This window comes from Streptomyces sodiiphilus, assembly GCF_039529215.1.
Taxonomy (GTDB): Bacteria; Actinomycetota; Actinomycetes; order Streptomycetales; family Streptomycetaceae; genus Streptomyces; species Streptomyces sodiiphilus.
In genome coordinates this window covers 3,816-18,189 of sequence record NZ_BAAAMJ010000072.1, presented here as the reverse complement: position 1 = coordinate 18,189, position 14,374 = coordinate 3,816, and the positions used below count along the sequence as shown (strand labels likewise).

Annotated in this window: 14 protein-coding genes; 3 read left to right on the top strand and 11 right to left on the bottom strand. The window is 72.6% G+C overall.

The genetic code is table 11. The features are described 5' to 3' along the window. Positions 1-245 precede the first annotated feature (245 nt). A complete protein-coding gene (locus ABD299_RS22970; RefSeq protein ID WP_344266035.1) occupies positions 246-1,436 on the bottom strand; it encodes a transglycosylase family protein in 1,191 nt (396 codons plus the stop codon). Positions 1,437-1,649: 213 nt separating this feature from the next. Between ABD299_RS22970 and ABD299_RS22965 the strand changes: the two genes are divergently transcribed. Both ABD299_RS22965 and ABD299_RS22960 read left to right on the top strand, forming a co-directional pair. Then, positions 1,650-2,843, top strand: a complete 1,194-nt coding sequence (locus ABD299_RS22965; protein WP_344266032.1) for an RtcB family protein — start codon at positions 1,650-1,652, stop codon at positions 2,841-2,843. 135 nt (positions 2,844-2,978) lie between these two features. Beyond that, the gene (locus ABD299_RS22960; RefSeq protein WP_425581404.1) at positions 2,979-4,154 is read left to right on the top strand and encodes an MBL fold metallo-hydrolase; all 1,176 of its coding nucleotides are present in this window, start codon (positions 2,979-2,981) and stop codon (positions 4,152-4,154) included. On the opposite strand, the gene ABD299_RS22955 is transcribed toward ABD299_RS22960, so the two are convergent. From ABD299_RS22955 to ABD299_RS22935, 5 genes are all read right to left on the bottom strand, one after another. Then, a complete protein-coding gene (locus tag ABD299_RS22955) occupies positions 4,129-5,313 on the bottom strand; it encodes an acyl-CoA dehydrogenase family protein (protein ID WP_344266030.1) in 1,185 nt (394 codons plus the stop codon). The genes ABD299_RS22960 and ABD299_RS22955 overlap by 26 nt on opposite strands. Continuing rightward, positions 5,310-6,506, bottom strand: a complete 1,197-nt coding sequence (locus tag ABD299_RS22950; protein WP_344266028.1) for an acyl-CoA dehydrogenase family protein — start codon at positions 6,504-6,506, stop codon at positions 5,310-5,312. Before ABD299_RS22950 ends, ABD299_RS22955 begins: the two co-directional genes overlap by 4 nt. Before the next feature lie 147 nt (positions 6,507-6,653). Beyond that, a complete protein-coding gene (locus ABD299_RS22945; RefSeq protein WP_344266025.1) occupies positions 6,654-6,992 on the bottom strand; it encodes a DUF3140 domain-containing protein in 339 nt (112 codons plus the stop codon). 45 nt (positions 6,993-7,037) lie between these two features. Beyond that, the gene (locus tag ABD299_RS22940; RefSeq protein WP_344266022.1) at positions 7,038-7,724 is read right to left on the bottom strand and encodes a hypothetical protein; all 687 of its coding nucleotides are present in this window, start codon (positions 7,722-7,724) and stop codon (positions 7,038-7,040) included. Between the two features lie 28 nt (positions 7,725-7,752). Then, positions 7,753-7,953, bottom strand: coding sequence for a hypothetical protein (locus ABD299_RS22935; protein ID WP_344266019.1), 201 nt, complete (start codon positions 7,951-7,953; stop codon positions 7,753-7,755). A gap of 422 nt (positions 7,954-8,375) precedes the next feature. Here ABD299_RS22935 and ABD299_RS22930 point away from each other — a divergent pair, with 422 nt between their 5' ends. Continuing rightward, positions 8,376-8,807: a VOC family protein gene (locus ABD299_RS22930; protein WP_344266016.1), complete on the top strand. Its 432-nt coding sequence runs from the start codon at positions 8,376-8,378 to the stop codon at positions 8,805-8,807. A 66-nt stretch (positions 8,808-8,873) separates the two neighbouring features. Here ABD299_RS22930 and ABD299_RS22925 read toward each other — a convergent pair whose 3' ends face one another. The 5 genes from ABD299_RS22925 to ABD299_RS22905 form a co-directional block, all read right to left on the bottom strand. Next, positions 8,874-10,469 carry an MFS transporter gene (locus ABD299_RS22925; protein ID WP_344266013.1) on the bottom strand — a complete coding sequence of 532 codons (1,596 nt, stop codon included), beginning with the start codon at positions 10,467-10,469 and terminating at the stop codon, positions 8,874-8,876. Continuing rightward, on the bottom strand, positions 10,466-11,338 hold the full coding sequence (locus ABD299_RS22920) for a thioesterase II family protein (protein WP_344266011.1): 873 nt from the start codon (positions 11,336-11,338) through the stop codon (positions 10,466-10,468). The genes ABD299_RS22925 and ABD299_RS22920 overlap by 4 nt, the downstream gene beginning before the upstream one ends. Further along, positions 11,335-12,447 carry a class II histone deacetylase gene (locus ABD299_RS22915; RefSeq protein ID WP_344266009.1) on the bottom strand — a complete coding sequence of 371 codons (1,113 nt, stop codon included), beginning with the start codon at positions 12,445-12,447 and terminating at the stop codon, positions 11,335-11,337. Before ABD299_RS22915 ends, ABD299_RS22920 begins: the two co-directional genes overlap by 4 nt. A 61-nt stretch (positions 12,448-12,508) precedes the next feature. Continuing rightward, a complete protein-coding gene (locus ABD299_RS22910) occupies positions 12,509-12,814 on the bottom strand; it encodes a hypothetical protein (RefSeq protein ID WP_344266007.1) in 306 nt (101 codons plus the stop codon). 65 nt (positions 12,815-12,879) lie between these two features. Continuing rightward, positions 12,880-14,374 (bottom strand): aminotransferase class I/II-fold pyridoxal phosphate-dependent enzyme (locus tag ABD299_RS22905; protein ID WP_344266005.1); only part of this gene is annotated, 1,495 nt, incomplete at its 5' end.

Genomic DNA, 14,374 nt, shown 5'->3' with positions numbered 1-14,374 from the left:
AGAAAACGGAAGATCACCGTCCCCCTTCGGGGCGGGTATTGGCATCTCTGTCCGAATTCAGCATGGCCGAGACTGATCGGTCCGGCCTTGGTGCCGCCGGTCCGGGCCGGGCGCATGTGCCGCGGGAAAGGCTCACAGGGGCGTCGAGGGAGCCTTGTTGACGATCCATCTCACGCTGGGGAGCCGGGCTGACTCACTGTGTTTCGCGCGCACCTGCCGGTTCCCCGTGCGGATCGGCCAATCCCTCAGAGCGTCACGCCGTTCTGCCGGAGATACGCCAGTGGGTCGATGTCGCTCCCGAAGCCCGGGCCGGTGCGCACCTCGAAGTGCAGATGGGGGCCGGTCGAGTTGCCCGTGGACCCCACGCGCCCCACCTGCTGCCCGCCGGCGACCGGCTGGCCGGCGGAGACGGAGATCGCTGACAGGTGCGCGTACTGCGTGTACCTGCCGTCGGGGTGCCGGACGATCACCTCGTAGCCGAAGGAGTCCGCCCAGCCCGCGGACACCACCTGGCCCGCGGTGACGGACTTCACCGCGGTGCCGGTGGGGACGGGGAAGTCGACCCCCGTGTGATAGCCGGAGGACCAGGAACTGCCGGTGGTCCGGTACGCCGTGCCCGTTCCACCGCTCACCGGAGAGACATAGGCGGGGGCGGCAGCCTGCCGGGCGCCGGACTCCTCCTTCTTCTTCTTCTTCTCGGCCTGCTTCTGTTCCGCCTGCTGTTTCTGCTGGGCCTTCTCGGTCTTCTCCTGCGCCTTCTGCCGGGCCTTCTCCGGCTTGCCGGCGCTCTTCTGCGGGGCCGGTGTCCGGGCGGTTGGGCTCCCGGACTCCAGTGCCAGCCGCTGACCGGGGATGATGAGATCCGGATCGGAGCCCACGGTCTGCCGGTTCAGCTCGTACAGCGACTGCCAGCCGCCGCGCACCCCGTGCGACTGCGCGATGCCCGACAGGGTGTCCCCGCGGACCACCTCGTAGGAGGGAGCCGCGCCGTCCTTGCCCTCCTGAGCGGCGGCCGGCTCCGCCCGGGTGCCCTGCGGGGAGACGTCCGGTGCCTCACCGCCGCGGACCAGCCCGGCCCGCTGCGAGCAGGTGGGCCAGGCCCGCGGGCCCTGTCCCTCCAGGACCTGCTCGGCAACGGCGATCTGCTGGTCCTTCGAGGCCTGGTCGGCTCGCGCGGCATAGGCCGTGCCGCCGAACTCCTCCCAGGTGCTCTGCTTGAACTGGAGGCCGCCGAAGTAGCCGTTGCCCGTGTTGATGTCCCAGGTGCCGTTGCTCTCGCACTCGGCGACCTTGTCCCAGGTCTCGACGGGGGCCGCGTTCGCGGGAGCGGCGCTGATCAGCGGCAGCGCAAGCCCGGCTCCGCCGGCGGTCACGGTCAGCGAAGCCCTGGAAACAGGGCTCGGCTTGTAGCGGCGGTGGCGTCCACGTGCGGCCATGTGGGGGGTCCTCCCCGTCCCGGGTGACAGAAGTCGCACCGTCAGATTACGGGCCGTAGAGCCCTGTTGTCGCCCGATCGCCGGACTTCGGGGAGGCTCCCCGGACGCCCGTGGCCGGGCCGGTGCGTCCCCGCAGGAAATGCGGTTGCCCCCGCCCCCCTGCCGCCGCGGACAATGGCGTGGCCGATCACCGCACCGGGGGAGCCGGAAACCATGGGATACACCGAACTGCCCGCCGCACGGGTGCCGATCCGGATGTGGGCCGATCCGGCCACGGTGGACACCGCGTCCCTGCGGCAGCTGCACAACACCGCGACCCTGCCGTGGATCCGCGGTCTTGCCGTCATGCCCGATGTGCACTACGGCAAGGGCGCCACGGTCGGATCGGTGATCGCCATGGAAGGAGCGGTGTGCCCGGCCGCGGTCGGTGTGGACATCGGCTGCGGAATGTCCGCGGTGCGCACCTCGCTCACCGAGAACGACCTGCCCGGCGATCTCTCGCGGCTGCGCTCACGGATCGAGGCCGCCATCCCGGTCGGCCGGGCCATGCACGACGAGCCGGTCGACCCGGCCCGGCTGCACGGCCTGCCGACCGCGGGGTGGGACGGCTTCTGGAGCCGCTTCGGCCGGGTCGCCGAGGCCGTGTCGTTCCGCCGCGACCGTGCCCGGCGCCAGATGGGCTCGCTGGGCGGGGGCAACCACTTCGTGGAAGTGTGCACGGACACCGAGGGCGCGGTGTGGCTGATGCTGCACTCCGGTTCCCGCAACATCGGCAAGGAGCTCGCCGAGCATCACATCGGTGTGGCCAGGACTCTCCCCCACAACCGGGGACTGGTCGACCGGGACCTGGCGGTGTTCGTGGCCGGCACCCCCCGGATGGAGGCCTACCGGCACGACCTCTTCTGGGCCCAGGAGTACGCGCGCGCCAACCGGGCCGTGATGATGGCCCTGCTCCAGGACGTGGTGCGCAAGGAGTTCCGCAAGGCGGCACCGGTCTTCGGCGAGGTGATCTCCTGCCACCACAACTACGTCGCCGAGGAGCGGTACGACGGCATGGACCTGCTGGTGACCCGCAAGGGGGCGATCCGCGCGGGCAGCGGGGAGTACGGCATCATCCCCGGGTCGATGGGAACCGGCTCCTACATCGTCAGGGGCCTGGGCAACCCGGCCTCCTACCAGTCGGCCTCGCACGGTGCGGGCCGCCGCATGAGCCGCAGCGCGGCCAAGAAGCGGTACACCGCACAGGACCTCGCCGACCAGACCCGCGGAGTGGAGTGCCGCAAGGACGCCGGGGTGGTCGACGAGATCCCCGCCGCCTACAAGCCCATCGAGCAGGTGATCGATCAGCAGCGGGACCTGGTGGAGGTCGTGGCCAGGCTCCGGCAGGTCGTCTGCGTCAAGGGCTGAGACGTCCCGGGCCCGCAGCCGGGCCCCGTACCGGAACGGCGCCACGGCGTACGGCAGCCGGGTGGGGGTACCGGCTTCCCGGCGGCCGGGCGCGGCTGCGCCTCGTAAGATCGACAGGGCACCCCTGGAGGTTCCGTGTTCGTCCACCCCTCCGCGTCACCCGGGCGCCCGCTGCGCTCCCGGCTCGTCTCGCTGCCCCGGTCCGCGGCCCGGTCGCTGTGCCCTGCCTCCTTCGGGAGCAGACCCGCGGGGGAGCGGCTGGCACGCGTCCAGGCGTCACCGCAGTTCGCCGACGGCATCTTCCGCAACGAGCTCCCCACCCGGACGCTGCTGCCGGGCACGGGAGGCGCCCTGCTGCGGGAGGTGCTGTTCGGCGCCGGGCGCGGGCACCGCCGCCCCGCCGCCCCGGTGCCGCTGTACCGTCCGGCTCCCGGCGCTCCGGCCGCAGCGCCCGGCACCGGCCTGAGGCTGACCTGGCTGGGCCACGCCACCGTGCTGGCCGAGATCGACGGGCACCGGGTGCTGTTCGACCCCGTCTGGGGCGAGCGCTGCTCGCCCTTCGGCTTCGTCGGACCGCGCCGCCTGCACCCGGTGCCTCTCGCGCTGGACCGGATCGGACCGCTGGACGCCGTGGTGATCTCCCACGACCACTACGACCATCTGGACATGTTCACCGTCCGGGCCCTGCTGGCCACCCGGGCGGTCTTCGCGGTCCCGCTGGGGGTGGGCGCCCATCTGGAGCACTGGGGGGTGCCGGGGGAACGCATCGCCGAACTGGACTGGCACGAGTCGGCGCAGGTGGGCGGCCTCACCCTGACGGCCACCCCCGGCCGGCACTTCTGCGGCCGAGGGGTGCGCAACCACGGCGTGACGCTGTGGGCCTCATGGGTGGTGGCCGGCTCCGGGCACCGGGTGTTCCACAGCGGCGACACCGGCTACTTCCCCGGCTTCGCGCGGATCGGCGCCGAGCACGGACCGTTCGACGCCACGATGATGCAGGTCGGTGCCTACAGCGAGTTCTGGCCCGATGTCCACATGACCCCGGAGGAGGGACTGCGGGCGCACCGCGATCTCTCCGGCGGTCATCCCCGAGGAGTGCTCCTGCCCATCCACTGGGGCACCTTCAACCTGGCTCTGCACTCCTGGGACGAGCCGGTCGAACGCACGGTGAACGGCGCCCGGCCGCTGGACGTGACGGTTGCCGTCCCGCGGCCGGGTGAGCCGTTCGAGCCCGCGAAGGAGGCACCGGTCGACCACTGGTGGCGGCCGGTGGCCGCCGCCGGGGTCAGGCGCCGGGAGCCGGGAGGCTGACCAGGCCGGCCAGGGCCTCCCGGTGCCGCCCCGGGGAGCCCAGGGCGATCTGGTCGGCCTTGGCCCGCTTCAGGTACAGGTGCGCGGGCAGCTCCCAGGTCATTCCGATGCCGCCGTGCAGCTGGACGCACTCCTCGGCGGCGAGCACGGCCGTGTCGCCGCAGTGCGCCTGAGCGACCGCTACCGCGACGGCGGCGTCGGGACGCCCGGAGGCCAGGGCGTCCGCCGCGTTGCGGGCCGCGGCCCTGGCCCCGGCCACCGCGAGCCACAGCTCGGCGAGCCGGTGCTTGAGTGCCTGGAAGGAGCCCACCGTCCGGCCGAACTGACGCCGTTCGCGGAGGTAGGAGACCGTGCTGTCCAGACACCACTCGGCGATGCCGAGCTGTTCGGAGGCCAGCAGTCCGGCGCCGGTCAGCAGCGCTTGGCCGACGGCCTCCTCCGCCCGGTCCGGCCCGGCGAGCAGGCGGGCGGCCGCACCCTCCAGAGCGATGTCGGCGATCGGGCGGGTGAGGTCCAGTGAGACCCGGGGTGTCACGCTCGTCCCCGCGGCACCGGCCTCCACCGCGTACAGCTCCATGCCCCGCGGTCCGTTCACCGGCACCAGCAGGATGTCGTCCCCCGCGAAACCGGTGGCATCGGCCACCGCGGGGATCCGCCCGGTGAGGCGGCCCGCGCCGTCGGTCCGGGCCGGCGCCGCGAGCTGTCCGCCGGGCGCGGTCGACAAGGGGAGCGCCAGGGTGCCCCGGCGGCTCCCGGAGGCCAGGCCGGAGAGCAGCTCGTGCGCCTCCGGGGTGCCGGCGGCCGTCAGCGCCGTGCAGGCCAGCACGGTGTGACCGAGGTAGGGAGTGGGCGCGGCGGAGCGGCCCAGTTCCTCCAGGACGACGGCGACCTCGCGCGGCGAGGCCCCGGCGCCACCCAGCTCCTCGGGAACGTGCAGGCCGGCGGTCCCCATGTCGGCGGCCAGCGACTGCCACAGTGCGGGGTCGTAGGGCTCGGGGCCTTCGCAGCGGCCCAGGACGGCCTCCGGCGGACAGCGGTCGGCCAGCAGCGAACGGACGCTGGCGCGCAGCTCCTCCTCGATCTCCGAGTACAGCAGGTCGGGTGCTGCGGGCGTCGCGGCGGTGTGCTGTGCGGACCCGGCGGTGGTGCTCTCGGTCATCGGGGCAGTTCCTTCCACGGCAGGTCCTTGTCGTTGCTCGGTTCGCGGGGCAGCCCCAGCACGCGTTCGGCGATGACCGAGCGGAGGATCTCGGACGTGCCGCCCTCGATGGAGTTGCCCTTCGCCCGCAGGTAGCGGTAGCCGGCGTCCCGGCCGGTGAAGTTGACCGCCTCGGGGCGGACCATCGTCCAGTCCTCGTAGGTGAGGCCGTCATCGGCCAGCAGCTCCAGCTCCAGGCCGCTGAGCTCCTGGGCCAGGCGGGCGAAGGCCAGCTTCATGCCGGCGCCCTCCGGGCCGGGCTGACCGGCGGCCAGCTGCTGGGCCAGCCGTTCCCCGGTCAGCCGGGTGACCTCGGAGGAGACCCAGCCGGCCAGCAGCCGCTGGTGGAGGTCGTGGGTGCGCAGCTCGGGGCGGTCGCGCCAGGTGCGGGCGACCTTGCCGATCATGCCGTCCTCGAGCTCCCGGCGGCCGCTGCCGATGGCCACGCGCTCGTTGTTCAGCGTGGTGCGCGCCACCTCCCAGCCTTCGCCCACGGCACCGATCCGGTCGGCGTCGGGGATCCGGACACCGGTGAGGAAGACCTCGTTGAACTCCGCCTCACCGGTGATCTGCCGCAGCGGCCGGACCTCGATGCCGGGGTCGGTCATGTCACAGGCGAAGTAGGTGATGCCGCGATGCTTGGGGACGCCCGGGTCGGTGCGGGCGATCAGAATCGCCCAGCGCGCGTGATGGGCTCCGGAAGTCCACACCTTCTGGCCGTCCACGACCCAGTGGTCCCCGTCCCGGACGGCGCGCGTCGCCAGGGAGGCCAGGTCCGAACCGGCGCCCGGCTCGCTGAACAGCTGGCACCAGACCTCCTCGCCGGTCCACAGCGGCCGCAGGAAGCGCTTCTTCTGCTCGTCGGTGCCGTAGCGGAGGATCGTCGGGGCGGCCATGCCCAGCCCGATGCCGATCCGGCGCGGGTCGTTGTCCGGTGCCCCCGCGGCAGCCAGCTCCCGGTCGGCCACGGCCTGCAGGCCGCGTGGGACTCCCAGGCCGCCGAGCCCCACGGGGAAGTGGACCCAGGCCAGACCGGCGTCGAAGCGGGCCCTGAGGAAGTCGAGCCGGTCGGTGGTGGCCGGGTCGTGGGTGTCCAGCAGCGCGCGCACCCGCCGGGTCACCTCCTGCGGACCGGCCGCGGTATCCGTTCCCATGGAGACGCATCCCCTCTCACATCGACGACTGAGCGCTTGCTTAGCATCGTCGCCATGGCGCTCCACGTCAACACCCGGCGGCCCCCGCGGCCCGGAGAGTGGGCCGCGGGCGCCGCGGTGGAGGAGGGGAGAGCAGGAGTGAAGGCGTCAGCCCGAGCGCAGCGGATCGTGCCCCAGGCTCATCAGCCGGTGCCGCCAGTCGGCCTCCGGCGCGCCGTCCGGGCCCTCCTCCAGTTCGGTGCGCACCGTCCCGACGACCTCCTCCATCAGGCGGATGTCGTCGTCGGTGAGGTCGACGCGTCGTTTCTGCAGGACGGCGAGCACGTGCCGGCCCTGCTCGCTGCCCGAGCGGTCGGGCAGCGCCTCGGTCCGTTCGCCGGCGCTGCTGATCCGCAGCCAGGCGCCCAGCTCGTGCGACGTCATGTTCACGATGCGGTGGAATTCGTCCCAGAGTCTTTCCAGCTCCGGCGCCTCGATGTCGGCCATCAGGGCTCCCTGCCTTTCTTCCTGGTATCTGTGCCCGGGCAGCACTCAGGCCGCGGCGGCCTCGCGCACGTCCTCGGCGGTCCGCCTGTCCAGTGCGACGCGGACCAGTCCCGCCGCCAGTCCGGGCAGTTGCTCGTCCCTGCCCACCGGCCGCCGCAGCGATCGCGGGGCGGTGGGCAGCGACAGCCGCTCCGCACCGTCCTGGGCCTTGCGGTCGATGAAGGGCGCGTGCTCGGGCCAGATGCCCTGCACCTCGCGCAGGAAGATGTCCGCGCCGGTGGGCCCGATGCCCGGGATCTCCCGCAGCCGCTTCGCGGGGTCGGGGTCCTCCCGGAGCCGGCGCAGATCACCGCCGTGGTTCTCCAGAACGAGTCCGGCGCCCCGGCCCAGCATGGTCGCCGTCCGTTCGTCGTACCGGCGGTAGCCGCCTTCCCCCAGCGCGTCCACCCGCTGCTGCCAGTCCGACTCCGCCATCCGGCGAGGACTGCGCAGCCCGGCCGCGAAGAGGGCTCTGGCGGCTGCCACCGCGACGTCGGCCCGGATGCGCGCGGACAGCAGCGTGGAGAGCACCAGAAGCTGGTAGAGGGGCTGGGGGGTGTTCCGCAGCCTGATGCCCGCGTCCGCCGCGTACGTCCTGCCGTGCCGGTCGAGCAGTGCCCGCACGGTCGCCCGGTCCTCCCGCGTGCCGCCGCGCGGTGTGCGGTTCCGGTTCTCCTGGTGCCTGTCGGTCATGGCGTCCCGCCTTCTCGCCCGCCGAGGGTCAGTCCGTCTCGGGGAGCTGCCCCGTGCGCCCGCTCGCCGACCCCCAGAAACTCTCCGGCCCGGGAGACCGCCGGCCGTGGTCGCCGGGTGCGAGGCCGCCGGGCGGTCCGGTCCGGGTTCCCGTTGTCCCGCCGTGCGGCACGGTGCCGCTCTCGGCGGTCTCCCCCGTCTCGTGTTCCTTGCTGCCGGAATCAGGCATCTGTCATCACCTCCCGGTCCAGGTGCCCGGGCCCATTGCGCCAAAACGTCCGATAGGCGAAGTAATGTCCCTTTGTGTGTGGGTGCGCACCCCCGGCCGTCCGGTGCGGCCCGGGCCCGGCTCGTCCATCGGGGCTGCCGAGGGTCCGGTGCCGCGCCGCGAAATCACTCGTCCGGGGGATGTTCCGGCGCTATGAGGAGCGTGTCACTGTGGGCGCATACTCTGTCACCGTGTCTCGTGGGGGAGGTGGCGCGGTGGGGCCGTTGTGTCCTCACCGGGGCCGGGGCCGGAGAGGTGCCCCTCCGGGGGCGGGATGGACCTCGGCCCGCCGGGCAGGCCGGGGCATGACGGCGGATAATCGTGCAATCCGGATGCCGTCGTCCGGATTCCACTGACCAGTGGCAGGGGAACGGTGAACTGAGATGAACTCCTCGAATCTGACCAGCTTCTATCCGGTGATCTGCAGCGAGCATCTCGCCGAGTCCATGGACTTCTACACGAACCTCTTCGGCTTCGAGAAGACCTTCGAGTCGGACTGGTACGTGAGTCTGCGCCGGCCCGAGCCGCCGCACTACGAACTCGCCCTGCTGGACGCCACCCATCCGACGATGCCCGAGGGGTACCGCCGGCCGGCCCAGGGTCTGCTGCTCAATCTCGAGGTGGCCGACGTCGACGCGGAGCACCGCCGGCTGGTCGACGGGGAAGGGCTCACCCCGGTGCTGCCGCTGCGCAGTGAGGACTTCGGGCAGCGGCACTTCATCGTCGCCGACCCCGACGGGGTGCTCGTCGACGTCATCACGCCGATCGAACCGTCCGCCGGCTTCGCCGACGCCTACACGGGCGGCGCTCCATAGCAGCGGACGGGGCACGTCCGGGCCGCGGCCGGTGGACCGGCTCCGGACGTGCCCCGCCGAGCGGGGTCAGAGGGCCGCCGGCACGTCCTCACCGGGGGCCGCTCCGCCGGACCCCTCCGCGGGGGCCTCATCGGCGCCTTCCGTGCTTCCGGAAGGCGGCGTCCGGATCACCACCGCCACGAGCACCGCGCTGGCCAGGGCGAGCACGGTGCCCACCACGGCGACGGCGTTGAGGCCGCTGGTGAAGGCCTCGCGGGCGCTGACCAGCAGTGTCTCGCCGACCGGGGCGGGCAGGTCCTGGGCCACCGCGGACGCTCCCGGCAGGGACTGCTCCGCGATGCCGGAGGCAGCCGCCGGAACCTGAGCGGGTACCTCCACCTGACTGCGGTACAGCGCCGTGCCGAGGCTGCCGAGCAGGGCGACACCCAGCGCCATCCCGAGCTCGGTGCTGGTCTCCGAGACCGCGGAAGCGGAGCCGGCCTGTTCCGGCGGTGCCGAGCCGATGACGATCGCCGTGCCGAGCGCGATCAGCGGTCCGCCCCCGGCGTACACCAGCAGGAACCCGATCACCAGTTGGGAGAGCCCGGACGACGGTCCGACCAGGCTCAGCATCAGGTGCCCCACGGCCGACACGGCGAGCCCGGCGGCCACCACGTGGGCCGGACGGTAGCGGGCGGCGGCCACCGGGGCGAGCATGGAGGTCACGATCAGGGCGAAGGCCGCGGGCAGCAGCCACAGCCCGGCGGTCATCGGCGAAAGCCCCTCGACGAGCTGCAGGTACTGGGTGACGAAGAGGTAGGTGCCGCCCGCGACGAGCATGCTCAGCAGCAGTGTCAGCAGAGCGGTGGCGAAGACCGGGTCGCGGAACAGCTTCAGGTCCAGCAGGGGAGCGGTCAGTTCCCGCTGTCTGCGCACGAACAGCACGCCGACGACCAGGCCCACGGCGATCGCCGCCCCGGCGGCCGGGGAGAAGCCCTCCTTGGCCAGTTCCTTCAGCCCGTAGACGACCGGCAGGATGGCGGACAGGGACAGGGCCACGCTGGTGAGGTCCAGCCGGCCGGCCTCGGGGTCGCGGTACTCCGGCAGCAGCCAGGGCGCGGTCACCAGCAGCATTGCCATGATCGGCACGCCGAGCAGGAAGACCGATCCCCACCAGAACAGTTCCAGCATGGCTCCGCCGACCACCGGGCCGAGCGCGATGCCGACGGAGAACATGGTGACCCAGACGGCGATGGCCAGCCCGCGCTCCTTGGCGTCGCGGAACATGTTGGTGATCAGCGCGAGAGTGGAAGGCATCAGGGTGGCCCCGGCGACACCGAGCGCGGCCCGGGCAGCGATCAGGAGTGCCGGGCTGGTCGCGTAGGCCGCGGCCACCGAGGCGATGCCGAAGGCGGCGGCGCCGATGATGAGCAGCCTGCGGCGGCCTATCCGGTCGCCGAGCGTTCCCATGGTCACCAGGAAACCGGCGATCATGAAGCCGTAGATGTCGATGATCCACAGCATCTGTGACGCACTGGCGTCCAGGCTCCCGCTGATGTGCGGCACCGCCAGGTGGAGCACGCTGACGTCGATGGAGAGCAGCAGCGTGGGCAGTGCGAGCACGGCCAGGCCGAGCCACTCGCGTGGTCCGGCCCGGTGGCGGGATGCGTTGACGGTGCTCAAGAGAGAGTCCTTTCGGGAACGTGGCCGACTGCCGCCGGGGAGACGTGCCCCGGCGGTCCGTCGGCGGGGGAGGGCGGCGCGGGCGGCGGGGAGCCGCCGGTGAGTCCGGACACGAGATGCCGGATGATCACCGCGGCGCTGTCCGGGGAGTAGAGGTAGAAGTGGCCGCCGGTGAACATCAGACGGGTGAAGGAGCCGGTCGTCTCCAGCGACCACAGGTGCAGCCGCTCGGCGATGACGACGGGATCGTCCACCGCCCCGAGCGACAGGATCGGGACGGCGGTCCCCGACAGGGGCCGCCGGTAGGTTTCCATGGCCTCCAGGTCGGCGCGGATCGCCGCCAGGGAGGGGCCCATCAGAGCGGGTCTGCGGAGGAGATCCGCGGACACGCCACCGATGTCCACCAGATGGGCGAGGAGTTCGTCGTCGGTGCGCAGGTGGGCGAACGGCGGCTCGCTGGGGAAGCACGGCGGCTGCCGGGCCGAGACAGCCAGCAGACGCGGTGGCAGCCCCTTGTGCTCCATCGCCTTGGTGAGTTCGTAGCCCAGCACACTGCCGAAGCTGTGCCCGATGACCGCGTAGGGCATCGGCTCGAGCTCGGCGACCGCGCGGCTCAGCCCTTCCACCAGGGGTTCGACCCTGCGCAGCGGTGGCTCACCGATGCGCGGGCCCCTGCCCGGAAGCTGTCCGACGAGCAGCTCCACGTCGTCGGGCAGCCCGGGCTGCCAGGGCTGGAACGCCGAGGGCCAGCCACCGGCGTGCGGCAGCGCGATCACCCGGAAGCGAGGGCGGGCCCGGGACCGGCGGAAGCGTTCGTCCCCCTCCGGCGGCCGTCCGGTCCGCATGGTCATCAGCCAGTTGGTCGTCATGCCTGTCTCCCCCGTGTCAGTAGTGGATGGTGCGACTCCAGGTGCTCGATCACACGGCTCTGGTGCGGTCTGATGCGCTGCCCCGGGAGGTGCTCCAGGGAATGGAGGAAGGGATCCCGGGGTTCGGGAAGGCCGGCGACGGCGGCAGCTGTTCCGAGCACGAGCATCGGCTGGTACCACGCCGAGTAGCCGCCCTCGTGGGCGAAGACGATCCTGCCCCCGGTCAGCTCCTCCGCGGTGCGGCACATCATCGTCGTCATGGCGTGGAAGGTGCGGCTGGTGCACATCATGCGGCCCATGGGGTCGTGCCCGCCCGCGTCGACGCCGGCCGCGACCAGGATCAGCTCCGGGCCGAAGGCACGGGCGGCCGGCTGCACGAGCCGGGCCATTGCCGCCAGATAGGCGTCGTGCCCGGACCCGGCGGGCAGCGGCACGTTGAGCGTGGTCCCCGCGCCGTCACCGGAGCCCGTCTCGGTGACGAGTCCGGACGCCGGCGGGAACAGGCCTTCCTGATGGACCGACACGTACAGCACGTTGGGGTCCTCGTAGAAGGCCTTCTGGATGCCGTTGCCGTGGTGGACGTCCCAGTCCAGCACCATGACGCGGCGTGCCCCGTGCCGCTGTGCCGCGCGTGCGGCGACGGCGACGTTGTTGTAGAGGCACAGTGCCATCGCCCGGTCCGGTTCGGCGTGGTGCCCGGGCGGCCGCACGAGGCAGTAGGCGCGGTCGAACCGGCCGTCCAGCACGGCGAGAGCCGACTGGACGCAGGCGCCGACAGCCAGTCTGGCCGCCTGCGCGCTGTGATAGTTGACGTGCGCGTACACTCCGGCGTCCCCGGCACCCTGAGCCGATGCCGCCTCGATGCGGCCGATGTGGTCGGCGCTGTGCACCAGCAGCAGGTCCTCGTCCGTGGCCGGCTCCGGGGTGACCTCGGTGAAGTGGTCCAGCACACCGGAGGCCCGGACCAGCCCCTCCGCCCTGCGCAGGTCCGGGTCCACGGCGAACTGCCGCAGGGGCTCCACGCCCGGCCCGACCGGCACGTAACCGGACCCGGGGCCGGGGTCGTGCCAGAAACAGATCTCATGGCTGTACCAGGCGGGGTTCGGCATGCGATCTCAGATCCTCGTCGGTGGTCGGGGTGGGGAGCGGAGGGGCGGGCGGTGCCGGCGGTCAGCCGGAGACGGCCGCCGGCACCACGGGCAGGCCCGAGACCTCGGCGATCCGGGTCAGGTAGTGACGCCGTTCCTCCTCCGGAGTGCGCTTGGCGTGGAACGTCGACTCGAGCCAGGCCAGGACCTGTTCGGCCTCGGCGCGGGTGAGCGGCCGCCCGCCGGACTCCTTCTCCAGCTCCCGGATGCTCGCGGCGGGGGCCCGCACCCCGGACGCGTGCTCGGCGGGGTCGGGGTTGTGGTTGCGCGTGCAGGCCAGAGCCTTCAGCACGGCCCCGAAGAACGCCTCGTTGTCGATCTCGCTCACGGTTGTTCCTTCCGTTCGATCAGCTGGTGGGGTGGTGACAGGGGACCGGGTGGTGGGGCCCGGGCTCAGGCGATGAGCCCCACGCGGCGGCCCGCCCGCTCCAAGGTGGTGACGGCCTCGTCGAGGTCGTGGTCGGAGTGGCTGAGGTTGATGATCGTCCGCAGCCGGGGCAGGGCACGGGGCACGGCCGGGTACACGATGGGCTGGACGAACAGGCCGTCGTTCTGGCACAGGCGGGCCATGGCCTGGGCCTGCTCGGCGCTCGCGCACACGATCGGCACGACCGGGGTCTCGCTGGCCAGCGTGTCGAAGCCGAGCGAGCGCAGCCGGCCGCGGTAGCGGTCGGTCTTCGCACGCAGTTCCCCGGCGAGTGCCGGTGCCGCCTCCATCACCTCGACCGCCGCCTTGGCCGCCGCCACCTGGGCGGGTGTCGCGGCTGCCGAGAACATCCAGCCGCGCGCGTTGTTCTTCAGCGCGAACACCAGATCGCTCGACCCGGCCACGTAACCGCCCGCGCTGGGGACCGTCTTGGACAGGGTGCCCATCTTCACCGGCACCCGTGCGGGGTCGATGCCGAAGTGCTCGGTGATGCCGCGGCCGGTGGCTCCCAGCACGCCGAGACTGTGCGCCTCGTCGACCATCAGCGGGGCGTCGTAGCGCTCGCAGAGTTCCACGATGCCGGGCAGGTCGGCGACATCGCCGTCCATGCTGAAGACGGCGTCGGTGACGACCAGCCGCCCCGCGTCCCCCGCCTTGCGCAGCGCCCGTTCCAGATCGGCCAGGTCGTTGTGCGCGTAGGTGAGGACACGGGCACCGGACAACCGGTAGCCGTCCAGGATGCTGGCGTGGTTGTAGACATCTCCGATGATCACGTCGTCCGGCCCCACGAGCGCGCCGACGGTGGCCACGTTCGCCATGTAGCCGCTGGAGAAGACCACCGCGTCCTCGGTGCCGAGGAAGCGCGCGAGCGCCAGTTCCAGCTCCCGGTGCAGGTGGAGGGTGCCCGCCAGCAGCCGGACTCCGTGGGCCCCGGTGCCGTGCCGCTCCACGGCCTGGTGCGTGTGGTGGTTGATGTAGGGATGCCCGATCAGGCCGAGATAGCTGTAGGAGGCGAAGTTGAGGAACCGCTTGCCGTCGAAGGTGATCCACGAGCCGTCGGCCTCCTCGATGACCGGCTCGTAGAAGTAGTCGTTCCGGGCGACAATGCCCCGGTCCTCCGCCGACAGGGCGTCGATCCGGCGTTCCAGAAAGGTGCCGTGCGGGAGGTCCGTCAGCCGGCCGGGCAGGGTCCGCCGGGGGACGGCGGGGCCCGCCGGGGCGAGGGACGGCGCGGGAGTGCCGCGGCCGTCCGGCACGGCCGTCCCGGGGACCGGCTGCGGGGCGGGGCGGTGCGCCTCGGGGGACCGGGCCGGACCGGGCCGGTGGACCGCTCGCTGCCCTGCTGCCGGCCGCTGAGCCGCGGCCGGCGCCGGTGCCGGGTGCGCGGCGGTGGCCCGTTCCGCGGGCGGTGCCGGCTCCTGGCGGTAGCGGTCCCAGTCCGGGACGAAGGCGCGCCCGCCG

Bases quoted from the DNA above. Each gene is read 5' to 3' on its own strand.
- ABD299_RS22970 (WP_344266035.1), bottom strand. From the start codon at position 1,436: ATGGCCGCACGTGGACGCCACCGCCGCTACAAGCCGAGCCCTGTTTCC.
- ABD299_RS22965 (WP_344266032.1), top strand. From the start codon at position 1,650: ATGGGATACACCGAACTGCCCGCCGCACGGGTGCCGATCCGGATGTGG.
- ABD299_RS22955 (WP_344266030.1), bottom strand. From the start codon at position 5,313: ATGACCGAGAGCACCACCGCCGGGTCCGCACAGCACACCGCCGCGACG.
- ABD299_RS22950 (WP_344266028.1), bottom strand. From the start codon at position 6,506: ATGGGAACGGATACCGCGGCCGGTCCGCAGGAGGTGACCCGGCGGGTG.
- ABD299_RS22945 (WP_344266025.1), bottom strand. From the start codon at position 6,992: ATGGCCGACATCGAGGCGCCGGAGCTGGAAAGACTCTGGGACGAATTC.
- ABD299_RS22940 (WP_344266022.1), bottom strand. From the start codon at position 7,724: ATGACCGACAGGCACCAGGAGAACCGGAACCGCACACCGCGCGGCGGC.
- ABD299_RS22935 (WP_344266019.1), bottom strand. From the start codon at position 7,953: ATGCCTGATTCCGGCAGCAAGGAACACGAGACGGGGGAGACCGCCGAG.
- ABD299_RS22930 (WP_344266016.1), top strand. From the start codon at position 8,376: ATGAACTCCTCGAATCTGACCAGCTTCTATCCGGTGATCTGCAGCGAG.
- ABD299_RS22920 (WP_344266011.1), bottom strand. From the start codon at position 11,338: ATGACGACCAACTGGCTGATGACCATGCGGACCGGACGGCCGCCGGAG.
- ABD299_RS22915 (WP_344266009.1), bottom strand. From the start codon at position 12,447: ATGCCGAACCCCGCCTGGTACAGCCATGAGATCTGTTTCTGGCACGAC.